The sequence below is a fragment of the Kribbella sp. NPDC059898 genome (genome assembly GCF_042730855.1).
Classification (GTDB): Bacteria; Actinomycetota; Actinomycetes; order Propionibacteriales; family Kribbellaceae; genus Kribbella.
In genome coordinates, this window is record NZ_JBHWKR010000002.1 from 72487 (window position 1) to 85204 (window position 12718).

The 12718-nt window shown below is 70.7% G+C and carries 11 protein-coding genes; 5 read left to right on the plus strand and 6 right to left on the minus strand.

Annotated features, from left to right (window positions below; translation table 11 throughout):
- Window positions 1–6: 6 nt before the first annotated feature.
- Genes ACFV9C_RS05910 through ACFV9C_RS05920 form a run of 3 tightly spaced genes read left to right on the plus strand, consistent with a single transcriptional unit; the run spans window position 7 to window position 5094 of the window.
- Window positions 7–1614, plus strand: a complete 1608-nt coding sequence (locus tag ACFV9C_RS05910) for an amidohydrolase (RefSeq protein ID WP_380190953.1) — start codon at window positions 7–9, stop codon at window positions 1612–1614.
- A gap of 13 nt (window positions 1615–1627) precedes the next feature.
- On the plus strand, window positions 1628–3142 hold the full coding sequence (locus tag ACFV9C_RS05915) for an APC family permease (RefSeq protein WP_380190954.1): 1515 nt from the start codon (window positions 1628–1630) through the stop codon (window positions 3140–3142).
- Window positions 3139–5094: a primary-amine oxidase gene (locus ACFV9C_RS05920; protein ID WP_380190955.1), complete on the plus strand. Its 1956-nt coding sequence runs from the start codon at window positions 3139–3141 to the stop codon at window positions 5092–5094. Before ACFV9C_RS05915 ends, ACFV9C_RS05920 begins: the two co-directional genes overlap by 4 nt.
- On the opposite strand, the gene ACFV9C_RS05925 is transcribed toward ACFV9C_RS05920, so the two are convergent.
- Genes ACFV9C_RS05925 through ACFV9C_RS05945 form a run of 5 tightly spaced genes read right to left on the minus strand, consistent with a single transcriptional unit; the run spans window position 5079 to window position 9682 of the window.
- On the minus strand, window positions 5079–6476 hold the full coding sequence (locus ACFV9C_RS05925; RefSeq protein ID WP_380190956.1) for an aspartate ammonia-lyase: 1398 nt from the start codon (window positions 6474–6476) through the stop codon (window positions 5079–5081). The two genes, ACFV9C_RS05920 and ACFV9C_RS05925, sit on opposite strands and share 16 nt — an antisense overlap.
- A complete protein-coding gene (locus ACFV9C_RS05930; protein ID WP_380190957.1) occupies window positions 6473–7615 on the minus strand; it encodes a M20 family metallopeptidase in 1143 nt (380 codons plus the stop codon). Before ACFV9C_RS05930 ends, ACFV9C_RS05925 begins: the two co-directional genes overlap by 4 nt.
- On the minus strand, window positions 7608–8276 hold the full coding sequence (locus tag ACFV9C_RS05935) for a DUF1028 domain-containing protein (protein ID WP_380190958.1): 669 nt from the start codon (window positions 8274–8276) through the stop codon (window positions 7608–7610). The genes ACFV9C_RS05930 and ACFV9C_RS05935 overlap by 8 nt, the downstream gene beginning before the upstream one ends.
- Complete coding sequence (locus tag ACFV9C_RS05940) at window positions 8273–8710, minus strand: RidA family protein (protein ID WP_380190959.1); 438 nt, start codon at window positions 8708–8710, stop codon at window positions 8273–8275. The genes ACFV9C_RS05935 and ACFV9C_RS05940 overlap by 4 nt, the downstream gene beginning before the upstream one ends.
- A 42-nt stretch (window positions 8711–8752) precedes the next feature.
- A complete protein-coding gene (locus ACFV9C_RS05945) occupies window positions 8753–9682 on the minus strand; it encodes a LysR family transcriptional regulator (RefSeq protein ID WP_380190960.1) in 930 nt (309 codons plus the stop codon).
- 125 nt (window positions 9683–9807) lie between these two features.
- Here ACFV9C_RS05945 and ACFV9C_RS05950 point away from each other — a divergent pair, with 125 nt between their 5' ends.
- Window positions 9808–11043 carry a flavin-containing monooxygenase gene (locus tag ACFV9C_RS05950; RefSeq protein WP_380190961.1) on the plus strand — a complete coding sequence of 412 codons (1236 nt, stop codon included), beginning with the start codon at window positions 9808–9810 and terminating at the stop codon, window positions 11041–11043.
- A gap of 16 nt (window positions 11044–11059) precedes the next feature.
- Here the strand turns inward: ACFV9C_RS05950 and ACFV9C_RS05955 are convergent, their stop codons facing one another.
- Entirely contained in the window at window positions 11060–11692 is a 633-nt protein-coding gene (locus ACFV9C_RS05955; RefSeq protein ID WP_380190963.1) for a TetR/AcrR family transcriptional regulator, read from the minus strand.
- A gap of 74 nt (window positions 11693–11766) precedes the next feature.
- Between ACFV9C_RS05955 and ACFV9C_RS05960 the strand changes: the two genes are divergently transcribed.
- Window positions 11767–12684 (plus strand): NADP-dependent oxidoreductase, encoded by a 918-nt coding sequence (locus ACFV9C_RS05960; RefSeq protein ID WP_380190964.1) that lies wholly within the window; start codon window positions 11767–11769, stop codon window positions 12682–12684.
- Window positions 12685–12718 lie beyond the last annotated feature (34 nt).

Here is a 12718-nt window from a genome sequence, read left to right on the forward strand (position 1 = left end):
GCAACGATGGCTGCCGACCTGGTGTTCCACGGCGTCGTCCGCCGTGACGCCTATACCGCGCCGACCGATGCCGTCGCGGTGCGGAACGGCGTCGTCGTCGCCCTCGGTCGCGGTGCCTGCGACGCGCTCGTCGACCGCGGCACCGAGGTCGTCGAGGGCGTGGTCACGCCTGGGTTCGTCGACGCCCACGCGCACCCCGTGATGGCCGGTCTGAACCGGTTGCGCTGCGACCTGGACGACCTCCACAGCCTCGAGGACTACCGCCGCCGGATCAGCGAGCACCGGCCGGGTGACGGCGAGTGGTTCCTCGGGTCGGGGCGGTACGGCGACGTGTTCCCCGGCGGCTTCCCGTCGGCCGCCGAGCTGGACCGGCTCGTCGGCGAGCGTCCCGCCGTACTCACGTCGCACGACGCGCACGGCGTCTGGGTCAACTCCGCAGCGTTACGGCGCGCGGGGATCGACGACACGACCCCGGATCCGGCCGGCGGCCGCATCCACCGGGACGAGCACGGCCACGCCACCGGGTTCCTGATGGAGTCGGCGGCCGACCTGGTGACCGACCTGGTTCCGAAGCCAGGCCGGGCCGAGCTGGTGGACGCGCTCCTGGAGGCGCAGCGGTACCTGCACTCGCTCGGGATCGTCGGCTGGCAGGATGCCGCCGTCGGCGAGATGCTCGGCATGCCGGACCTCTTTCCTGTGTACCGCGAGGCCGCCGAGTCTGACCGCCTGACCGCCAAGGTCACCGGCGCACTCTGGTGGAACCTCGACGAGGATCTGACGCAGGTCGACCGGCTGTTGCAGCGCCGCGCGGAGGCCGAGGCGTGGCCGCATTTCCAGGCGAGCGCGGTGAAGATCATGCAGGACGGCGTCTGCGAGAACCTCACGGCCGCCGTCATCGACCACTACCACGGCCGTCCGGGCGAACGCGGCCTCAGCTTCGTGGACCCGGAGTTCCTCGGCCTGGTCGTGAAGCGGCTGGCGGCCGAGGGGTTCGACCTGCATCTGCACGCGGTCGGCGACCGCGCGGTCCGCGAGTGCCTCGACGCCCTCGAAGCGGCACCACGCCACCCGGACGCCCGCCATCAGCTCGCGCACCTCGACCTGATCGACCCGGCCGACGTACCGCGGCCGGCGGCGCTCGGGGTGATCGCCAACATCCAGCCGCTGTGGGCGCGGGAGGACCAGGTCCTCGTCGAGACCAAGCTGCCGTACCTGACCGACGCCCAACGCCGGCACCACTTCGCGTTCGGCTCGCTGCGGGCGGCCGGTGCGGAGCTGGCGATGGGGTCGGACTGGCCCGTCAGCAGCCCGAATCCCTTGTGGGGCATGCATGTCGCCGTGCACCGGACGGCGCCGTACGGCGATCCGCATGCACAGGACGACCACGCCCGTACCGTTCCGCTCCTGCCTGACGAGGGCATCGACGTGGCGACGGCGTTCCACGCCGCCACCGCGGGCGCCGCCCGTGCCGCCCGGCTGGACGGCACCGGAACGCTCCGCGTCGGCGCGCCCGCCGACCTGGTCATCCTCGACCAGGACCCGTTCGAAGCCGCGGACCTCGCGTCCGTGACCGTACTCGCCACCTACGTCGACGGCGTCGCCGTCCACCACTGACAGGAGGACCGCGATGTCCGCCACCCCCACCGCTCTCGCCCAGGAGCAAGAGTCCAAGCTGCTCAAGACGCTGGGCCGGTTCGACCTGGTGTTCCTGCTGATCGCCGCCGTGGTCGGACTCGAGACGCTCGGCCAGGTCTCGACGTACGGCGCCGAGGCGTTCACGTGGACGCTCGTCCTCGCCGCGCTCTTCCTGATCCCGTACGGCCTGATCTTCGCCGAGACCGGAGCTGCCTTCACCGAGGAGGGCGGCGCGTACACGTGGGTCCGCGACGCCTTCGGGCGCAAGGCCGGCGCGATTGCCGCGTTGCTGACCTGGGTCACACAGCCGGTCTGGGTCGGCGGGTCGATGGCCTTCCTCGCGACCGAGGGCTGGAACATCAACCTCACCAAGATCGCCGCCGGGTCGACGGCCGACTACGTGTTCAAGCTGGTCTTCATCTGGCTGACCGTCCTCGCCGCGATCGTCAGCCTGCGGTACGGCAAGTGGCTGCCGACCGTCGGCGCGATCCTGAAGGTGGCGCTGCTGATCTTCTTCGTCGGCACCGCGGCGCTGTACGCCGCCAAGAACGGCATCGCGGACCTGTCGATCCACGACTTCTCCCCCACGCTGACCGGGCTGTTCGGCGCAACGCCGCTACTGCTCTTCGCGTACCTCGGCTTCGAGTCGGGCAACAGCGCCGCCGGCGAGATGAAGAACCCGAAGCGCGACGTACCGTTCGGGATCCTGCGGTCCAGCGGCATCGCCGCGCTGTGCTACCTGCTGCCAATCTTCTCGATCCTGCTGGTGGTCCCGAAGGACATGATCACCGGCATCGGCGGGTTCTTCGACGCCACCGCGACTGTGTTCAGCGTGTACGGCGGCGCGGCGGACGTGATGCTCAAGGGGCTGTCCGTCTGCCTGGTGTTCGTCCTGATGACGCAGGGCGCGGCGTGGATGATCATCTCGGACCGGATGCAGGCGATCGCGGCCGCGGACGGCGCGTTCTTCGGCGGCTTCTTCGGCATCTTCAACCGCCGGCTGAGTACGCCGGTGCGGGTCAACTTCCTGTCCGGCACCGTGGCGACCGTGTTCATGCTGGTCGCGATGAAGGTCAGCGGCAGCGCCGGGGCGATCTTCGGCGTCGTACTCACGATCGCGATCACGACGTTCCTGCTCTCGTACCTGCTCGTCATCCCGGCGGCGATCCGGCTGCGCAAGGTCGACCCGGACCGCCCGCGCCCGTTCCGCGTGCCCGTCCCGGACCGGTGGTTCGCGGCGATGGGCTGGCTGTGCTTCGCGTGGATCGTGCTCGGTTCCTGGGTCGCGATCTTCCCGGGCACGCTCGAGCCGCTGTTCGGCATCGAGTACGGCTTCCACGACGTCTGGGGCGTCAGCCGCGGCACGTTCGAGCTGTTCACGATCGGCACGCTCGTCGTACTGCTTGCCCTCGGCATCATCGGCTACCTGCGCGGTGCGCCCGTACGCCGTGCCGTCTCGCTCGACCCGACCGACCACACCACTCACGACAGGAGCGGCGTCGCATGACGACCATCGCCAACCCCGGCCTCGCCCGTACCACCGGCCCGACGCACCCGCTCGACCGGTTGAGCGCCGCGGAGATCGACCACAACCGCAGCATCCTGGAGGCGGCCGGCCTGATCGGTCCGGCGACCCGCTTCCCGCTGGTCCAGCTCGCCGAACCGGGCAAGGCGGACGTCCTCGCCTGGCAGCCCGGGCGGCCCTGGGACCGGCGCGTGTGCTCGGTACTGCTCGAACGCGGCACGGGCATCGTGACCGAGGTCGTCGTGTCGCTGACCGAGGGCGAGGTCGTGTCCCGCCGCGAGGTCGACCTGGTCGACGAGGGACAGCCGCCGATCATGGGCGAGGAGTTCGACCTGGTCGAGCGGATCCTCTGGGCCGACGAGAAGTGGTGCGCCGCGATGGCCCGCCGCGGCCTGACCACCCCCGAGCGGATCCGGATCTCCGCGCTCAGCGCCGGGCACTTCGAGCTCCCCGGCGAGGACGGGCGCCGGCTGGTGCGCTGCCTGTCGTTCCTGCAGCTGGACGACGACGACAACGTCTGGGCACATCCCATCGACGGCATCGTCGCGTACGTCGACCTGAACACCGGCGAGGTCGTCGAGCTGATCGACGCCGGCGAGTTCGACGTACCGCTGGACCGGGCCGACTTCGAGCGCGGCCCGGGCACGGTGCCCGAGCGGACCAGCCAGCGGCCGATCGTGATCACCCAGCCCGACGGGCCGAGCTTCGCCGTCGAGGGCGACCTGGTGCGCTGGGAGAACTGGGAGTTCCGGATCGGGTTCGACCAGGTCGAGGGGCTGACGCTGCACCAGCTCGGCTTCCACGACCGGTCCCAGGACCGGGTGCGGCCGATCGTGTACCGCGCCTCGGTCGCCGAGATGGTGGTGCCGTACGGCGACCCGTCGCCGGTGCGGTTCTGGCAGAACTACTTCGACGCCGGCGAGTACTCGCTCGGCAAGGAGGCGAACTCGCTGGCGCTCGGCTGCGACTGCCTCGGCGAGATCCACTACTTCGACGCGATCGTTGCCGACGACAACGGGCTGCCGCGGCCGATCGAGAACGCGATCTGTATGCACGAGGAGGACTTCGGGGTGCTCTGGAAGCACACCGACTCCTACAACGGCACCAGCTCGACCCGGCGGCAGCGGCGGCTGGTGATCTCGTTCTTCATCACGGTCGGCAACTACGACTACGGGTTCTACTGGTACCTGTACCTCGACGGCACGATCGAGCTCGAGTGCAAGGCGACCGGGGTCGTGTTCGCGTCGGCGTACCCCGGGGCCGGGTATCCGTGGGCGAGCGAGATCGCGCCGGGCGTGGGGGCGCCGTACCACCAGCACCTGTTCTCGGCGCGGCTCGACCTGATGATCGACGGAGTCGGCAACGCGGTCGACGAGGTGGACGCCGTACGGGTGCCGGTGTCGGACGAGAACCCGTACGGCAACGCGTTCACCCGGCAGGCGACGCGGCTGCGGACGGAAGGTGAGGCGGCGCGGCTCGCGGACGGGGCGGTCGGGCGGACCTGGCAGCTGGTGAATCCGCAGGTGACGAACGCGCTCGGGCAGCCGGTCGGGTACACACTGCATCCCGAGGGGCAGCCGACGCTGCTGGCCGATCCGTCGTCGTCGATCGCGCGGCGGGCGGCGTTCACCACGAAGCACCTGTGGGTGACGGCGCAGGACGATGCCGAGCGTTACCCGTCAGGGCGATTCGTCAACCAGAACAGGGGAAACACCGGGATCGACACCTGGACGCAGGCGGACCGCGACATCGACGGGACGGACATCGTCGTCTGGCACACGTTCGGCCTGACGCATTTCCCGCGCCCGGAGGACTGGCCGATCATGCCGGTCGACTACACCGGCTTCACCCTCAAACCCAGCGGCTTCTTCAACCAGAACCCAGCCCTCGACGCACCCCGCCCGACCAGCACCTCAGATCATTGCTGCCACTGAAGATTGGCGAGAACCTGCGGGCTGAGGAGGGTGTCCAGCTCCTCAGCCGTCAGGTCGCCGGTAGCCAGGGCTAGGGTACGTACGTCGCCCGCGCCGGCGAGGACCGCCTTCGCGAGTTCTGCGGAGCGGGTGTAGCCGAGGTACGGCGTGAGCGCGGTGACGAGGCCTACGTTGCGCGCGGCAACCGCTGTGAGGGCGACCTCGTCGACCGTGATGCCGTCGACGCACAGCTCTCGCAGTGCGTCGAACGCCGCGGCTGTCCACGCAAAGCCCTGCAAGAGCCCATGGCAGATCACCGGCTCGAAGGCGTTGAGCTGCAACTGCCCGCCCTCGGCCGCCATCGTGACCGTCACGTCCGTGCCGATCACCCAGAACGCGACCTGGTTTACCAGCTCCGGAATCACCGGATTCACCTTGCCGGGCATGATGCTCGACCCCGCCTGCCGGGCCGGCAACCGCAGTTCCGCCAGCCCGGCCTGCGGCCCGGACGCCAGCAGCCGCAGGTCGTTGCAGATCTTCGACGCCTTCACCACGATCCGCTTCAGCACGCTCGACACCTGCACGAACGCCCCGGTGTCGCCGGTCGCCTCGACCAGGTCCCGCGCCCCGACCAACGGCAGCCCGGTGATCTCCGCCAACTGCGCGACCGCCCGCTCCCGATACCCCGGATGCGCCGTGATCCCTGTACCGATCGCCGTGGCGCCGAGGTTGATCTCGCACAGCAGCCCGCGCGAGTCCTCCAGCCGCGCCAGCTCCTCCCGCAACGTCACCGCGAACGCCCCGAGCTCTTGCCCGACCGTCATCGGTACGGCGTCCTGCAACTGCGTCCGCCCGATCTTCGGTACGGCGCGAAACTCCACCGCCTTCGCCGCGAACGCGTCCGCCAGCGCCACGACCGCCCCGCTGAGCCGGTCGATCGCCGCGATCAGCGCGAGCCGGACCGCCGTCGGGTACACGTCGTTCGTCGACTGGCACCGGTTCACGTGGTCGAGCGGATGCACCTCGTCGTACGCCGCCCGCGGCAGCCCGAGGAGTTCCAGCGCACGGTTCGCGATCACCTCGTTGGCGTTCAGGTTCGTCGACGTACCGGCGCCGCCCTGGAGGACGTCGACGACGAACTGGTCGTCGAGCTGCCCGGTCCGCACGTCCTCGGCGGCCTGGGCGATCGCGGCGTAGCGGCGGTCATCGAGCAGGCCGAGGTCGTGGTTCGCCCGGGCGGCGGCGAGCTTGACCGCGCCGAGCGCGGCGACGAGTTCGCGATGACTGCCGACCGGGGTGCCGCTGACCGCGAAGTTCGTCAGCGCCCGCGCGGTGTGCACGCCCCAGTAGGCGTTCGCCGGGACGTCGTACGGACCGAGTGAGTCGGACTCGGTCCGCATCATCGCGCGGCCGTATCCACCACGGCCATGTCCAGCGCGGTCCACGCGAGCGCGGTCGCGGCGTCGAGCAGTGCCTTCTCGGCGTCGCCGCCGACGCAGTGCGCGGCGAACTCCGGCTGGTGGTTCAGCGCCGGCAGCGACCCGATCCCGACATACGGATGAATGGCCGGCACGATCTGCGACACGTTGCCCATGTCGGTCGAGGCGCGGTTCATCCGGCGGGCCGGCGTCCCCGGATCGAATACTCGGCCCAGGGCCTCGGCGTTGCTGACGTACGCCTGCAACGCGGGCTCGTACGTGCGGAACTCGGCGTATGGCTTGCTCTCCGGGGCGATGTCGAGCGTGGCGCCGGTGGCGAGCGCCCCGGCTTCGAAGCAGCGCCGTACCTTCTCCTCGGTCTCGGCGAGCTGTGCGAGCGACTCGGCGCGCACGTACCAACGCCCCTCGGTGCGGGCCGGGATCGCGTTCGGGGCCTCTCCCCCGTTCGTCATCACACCGTGCACGCGCACTGTCGGCGGGAGCTGCTGGCGGAGCAGGCCCATCGCGACCTGGGCGATCGTGAAGGCGTCGGCGGCGTTGACACCTTGCTCCGGGTACGCCGCGGCGTGCGCGGCCTTGCCCTGGTACGTGATGTGCGAGTGCGACACCGCGAACGGCTCGGCCTCCGCGACGTCCACCGGCGCCGGGTGCACCATCATCGCCAGGTCCAGCCCGGCGAAGGCGCCGCGGTCGAGCAGCTCGATCTTGCCGCCACCGCCCTCCTCCGCGGGCGTGCCGTACACCTCGATCGTCAGCCCGGCCGCGTCCGCCAACGGCGCGAGCGCGCGGGCCGCGCCGACCGTGATCGCCGAGATCAGGTTGTGCCCGCACGCATGCCCGAGACCCGGCAGCGCGTCGTACTCGGCGCACAGCCCGAGCCGGAACGGCCCACTGCCGTACGTCGCGAGGAACGCCGTCTCGAGCCCGAGGTACGCCGAGGTGACCGTGAAACCGGCCTCGTCGAGCGCCTCGGCGACCCAGCGTGCCGAACGGTGCTCCTGCCAGGCCGTTTCGGGATGGGCATGCAGTTGCTCGGAGAGCTGGATCAACCGCTCGGCGTCGGCCGCGACCGTCCGCGCGGCGTGCAGCCGGGTGTCACTCATCGCCGGGTACGCCGTACGACGGTGCCGCGGCCGGGTTGAGCCCGCGCGTGACGTAGTCGTCGCGCTGCGGAAGCCAGCGGTCGAGCAGCGCGCGCAGATCCCCGATCGGCTCGTCGCTCCAGTCGACCCGCAGATCAGTCTCGCGCCACGGCACCCGCCGGACGACGGAAAGCCCCGCGGAGTGGACGGGCCCGGCTTCACCACCGGCTTTCAGGCCTGCCTCCAATGCCGTCAGCAGGCGCTCCTCCAGCTCTCCGGTCGACGACTCGAACGCCTCGACGATCGCGCCCACGACCGCCGGCCCGGCCAGCATGTTGCCAGCAGCAACCACCTGGGTCCCGACCCGGTCGCGGTGCAGGCCGAGCGCCTGGTCACCGGAGTACGCCGCGCCGTCTCCGTCCAGGGAGAGGACGGTCAGCTGGCGGTGTTCGATCAGCTCACGGTCGCGTACGACGTTCTCGAGCGCGGTCCGCGCGTCCGCGCCGTTCGCCAGCTCGTCGAGCAGCAAGGTGCCGAGCCGGGGATCGGTGATGTTCTGCGAGGACGCTCCGCCGACGCCCGCGCGCAGGTGGACGCAGCGGGCCGCGACGGCCGGGCTCGACGACGTGACCGCGATGCCGACAGCGCCGTTCCCGTCGGTGCCCAGGACCGAGAACGTCACGGGATCACCGCGATCGCGTCGACCTCGACCAGCCACTCCGGGCGGGCCAGCGCGGACACCACGATGCCGGTCGAGATCGGGTGCACGCCCTTCGTCCAGCGGCCGATCGTCCGGTACACCGTCTCGCGGTAGCGCGGGTCGACGAGGTAGATCGTCAGCTTGACCAGGTGCTCCATCCGCGCGCCCGCCTCGCGCAGCAGCAGGTCGATGTTCGCCATCGCCCGCTCGGTCTGCGCCTCGACGTCGCCGACACCGACCGACTCGCTGGTGTCCAGGTCCTGCCCGATCTGCCCGCGGACGTAGACCGTGTTGCCGGCCACGACGGCCTGGCAGAGGTCGTTGTCGAGGTTCTGCTCGGGGTAGGTGTCGCGGGTGTTGAACGGACGGATCCGGGTGTGGCCGCCGACGACGATCGGCTCCGCTGCGTGCGTCATACCACCGAGCGTAGGAAGCCTGACGGGTGCTGTCGAGACGATCTATTTGGCCCCGAACATCGACGCAATCGATCCACGGTCGACGAGGTCGCCGATCAGCTCCTCGACCGCGGCCACCCGCCGGGTCGAACGGACGCCGGTAGCCTTGATCAGTACGACGTCCAGCGCCGGCGCCTCGTGCGCGATGTCGACCGCGACCACCTCGCGCGCGTCGGGGCGGCCCGAGCTGCGCGGGCGGACGTTCAGCACCGTGTAGGCGAGTCCGCGGGCGACGAGCGCGCGGCAGGTCTCCGCACTCGTGGAGCGGAACCGGGGCGTCGGATTCAGGCCGACCGCGCGGAACATCCCGGTGAAGTAGTCCCGGCTGTACGGCAGGTCCAGCAACGCCAGCGGTTCGTCCGCCAGCTCGGCCAGCTTCACCTTCTTCCGCCGGGCGAGCCGGTGTGTGCGCGGCAGCAGCACGTACGGCGGCAACGTGTACAGCGAGGTGACCTCCACCCGCGGGTCCGAGGTGATGTCGTACCCGACCGCGATCTCGAACCGGCCGCTCGCCACCCCCTCGACCAGCTCCTCCAGGTCCACCTCGCTCGTGTTCACCGCCAGCCCGGGCAGCCGCTCGGCCGCCTCCGCGAGCAACTCCGGCAGCAGATACGGCGCCAGTACGCCGAAGCAGGCGAGGTGCAGCGTCCCGCTCACCTCGTCACCGAGGCCGCGCGCCTCGTCCGCCAGCTCGGCCGCCTGCCGCAGCAGCCGCCGGCTCGCCGCCAGCAACTGCTCACCCGCGGAGGTCAGCGTGACGCCGCGGGCGTGGTGCCGGAGCAGGAGCTGCACGTTGAGCGCCCGCTCCAGCTCGACGAGCGCCGTGGACAGGGCCGACTGCGACAGGTGGATCGACTGCGCGGCGGCGGTCACACTGCCCGCCTCCGCCACGGCAACGAAGTACTCCAGCTGCCTGAGCGTGTACTGGGCCATGGCTCACTCTAGGCCTTGCATCGATCGAGCGGAACTAGAACGCCAGGAAGATCTGTTGGACAGGGGGATTGCCGGACGCTGAGGATCGAAGCGAGACAGTGAGTACGGCGGACTGGAGGTTGGGGATGTCGAACCTGGAGGTGGAGGTCGTCGTCGTGGGCGCGGGGCAGGCCGGCGTCGCGATGAGCGAGCACCTGGGCAACCTCGGCGTACCGCATCTGGTCCTGGAACGCGACCGGATCGCCGAGCGCTGGCGGACCGCGCGCTGGGACTCGCTGGTCGCGAACGGGCCCGCGTGGCACGACCGCTTTCCCGGGCTGGAGTTCTACGACCTGGACCCGGACGGCTTCGCCGGGAAGGACCAGGTCGCCGACTACTTCGTCGCGTACGCCGAGAAGATCTCCGCGCCGATCCGCACCGGCGTCGAGGTGACGTCGGTCCGCAGGCACGACGGCCGGCCCGGGTTCCGGCTGGAGACCTCGGACGGGACGATCGACACCCGCTTCGTGGTCGCCGCGACCGGGCCGTTCCAGCGGCCGGTCATCCCCCCGATCGTCCCGGCCGACGCGGGCCCGGTGCAGCTGCACTCGAACGCGTACCGCAACCCCGGCCAGCTGCCCGAGGGCGCCGTACTCGTGGTCGGCGCCGGCTCGTCCGGCGTACAGATCGCCGACGAGCTCCGCCGGTCCGGGCGGCAGGTGTACCTCTCGGTCGGCCCGCACGACCGGCCGCCGCGCAGCTACCGCGGGCGGGACTTCTGCTGGTGGCTCGGCGTCCTCGGCCTCTGGGACCTGGAGACGCCGCCGGCCGGGGCCGAGCACGTCACGATCGCGGTCAGCGGCGCGAACGGCGGCCACACCGTCGACTTCCGCGCCTTGGCCGCGAGCGGCATCCGGCTGGCCGGCATGACCGCGTCGTACGGCGACGGCGTACTGCGGTTCGCGAACGACCTCGGCGAGAACATCGCCCGCGGCGACGCGAACTACCTGGCTCTACTGGACCAGGCCGACGCGTACGTCGAACGCAACGGCCTGGACCTCCCCGAGGAACCGTCGGCCCGGGAACTCGGCCCAGACCCGGAGTCCGTCACCGATCCGCTCCTTGAGCTCGACCTGTCCGGCATCAGCTGCATCCTCTGGGCCACCGGCTACGCCACCGACTACAGCTGGCTCCAGGTCGACGCCTTCGACGACGCCGGCCGGCCTCGCCAGCGCCGCGGCGTTTCCACCGAACCAGGCGTCTACTTCGTCGGCCTCCCCTGGCTCTCCCGGCGCGGCTCCAGCTTCATCTGGGGCGTGTGGCACGACGCGAAGTACATCGCCGACCACATCGCCACCCAGCGGAACTACCTCTCCTACTGATCGATGCCGCACGACGTTAGGTCGTGAGGAACGAGCGGATGTGGTCGAGCGCCATGTCGAGGGCGGTCTCCATCGGGGCGATGTCGTGCTGGGTCTCGGCGAGGAGGTAGCCGCCCTGGAGTGCGGCCATCAGGCCGACGGCGAGTTTGTCGAGGTCGGCGGTTTCGGCGAGAGTGCCGGCGGCCTGCATGCGGCGTAGGCCGCCGGCGATCAGGCCGGTCCACTCCGCGAAGGTCTCGGCCAGGGTGGCGCGGGCCTCGTCGTTTTGGTCGGACAGTTCGCTGGCCATCGAGCCGAGGGCGCAGCCGTACGCGCCGTTCTGCAGGGCGTTGCGTTGGACCAAAGCGTCCCGCCAGCGCAGCAGGCCGCGGAACGAGCGGAGGCGTTCCAGGTAGCCCTGCTCGCGTTCGAGAACCTGGCCGGACCGGAGCGCGACGACCGCTCGGACCAATTGGTCCTTGTCGGCGAAGTGCTGGTAGAGCTGCGACTTGCTCGTCCCACTGGCCGCCCGGACATCGTCGAGGGTGGTCGCGTTGACCCCACGGATGTACATCAGGTCCGCGGCGGCCTCGACGATGCGCGCCCGGGTCGCGACGCCGCGCGCCGTCAGGCGGCGGGACGGCGCGTCGGCGGCGGTTCCTCCAGTCACGGTCCCAACACTACCGGCCGGGGCCGTCACGGTGTATCGTTCTGGACGAAATAGTCCAATCTTGGGAGGTTCTGATGAAGGCGATCGTGGTGACGGACCAGGCCGCGGGGACGGCCGGGATGACGCTGACCGAGCGTCCTCAGCCGCCGGCAGCGATCAACGACGTCGTCGTGGCGGTCCGGGCGTCGGGATGGGTCCCGACCGAGCTGGAGTGGCCGTCGACCTGGACCGACCGCGCCGGCCACGACCGGGCGCCGTCCGTTCCCGGGCACGAGTTGGCCGGGGTGGTCACGGCGCTCGGTTACGGCACGACCGGGCTGTCGATCGGGCAGCGGGTGGTCGGCCTGACCGACTGGCATCGCGACGGCACGCTGGCCGAGTACGTCGCCGTCGAGGCGCGCAACCTCGCCCCACTGCCGGGCGACGTCGACTTCACGGTGGGTGCGAGCCTGCCGATCTCCGGGCTGACCGCGTGGCAGGGGCTGTTCGACCATGGGCGGTTGCGCGCGGGCCAGACCGTGCTCGCCCATGGCGCGGCCGGGGCGGTCGGGACGATGGTGACGCAGCTCGCGCGCGAGGCCGGCGCCTACGTCATCGGTACCGGACGCGCCGCCGACCGGCAGAAGGCGCTCGACTTCGGCGCTCATGAATTCCTCGACCTCGGCAACGACACCCTGGCGGACGTCGGCGGCGTCGACCTGGTGTTCGACGTGATCGGCGGCGACATCCAGAAGTACTCCGCGGCCCTGATCCGCCCCGGCGGCACGCTCGTCTCGATCGTCGGCCCGGTCGAGCACCGCCCCGCCGACGGCCTCGCGATCGACTTCGTCGTCGAGGCCGACCGCAGCCAGCTGACCGAGGTCGTCCAACGCGTTCGCGACGGCCGTCTCCGCACCAACATCGGCGCGGTGGTCACGTTCGACGAGGCCGTCGCCACCTTCAACTCCACCGAACGCACCAAGGGCAAGACGGTCATCCGCGTCCACGACTGACTCGCCAACCCCGGCTGATGGTGCTATAAAAGCA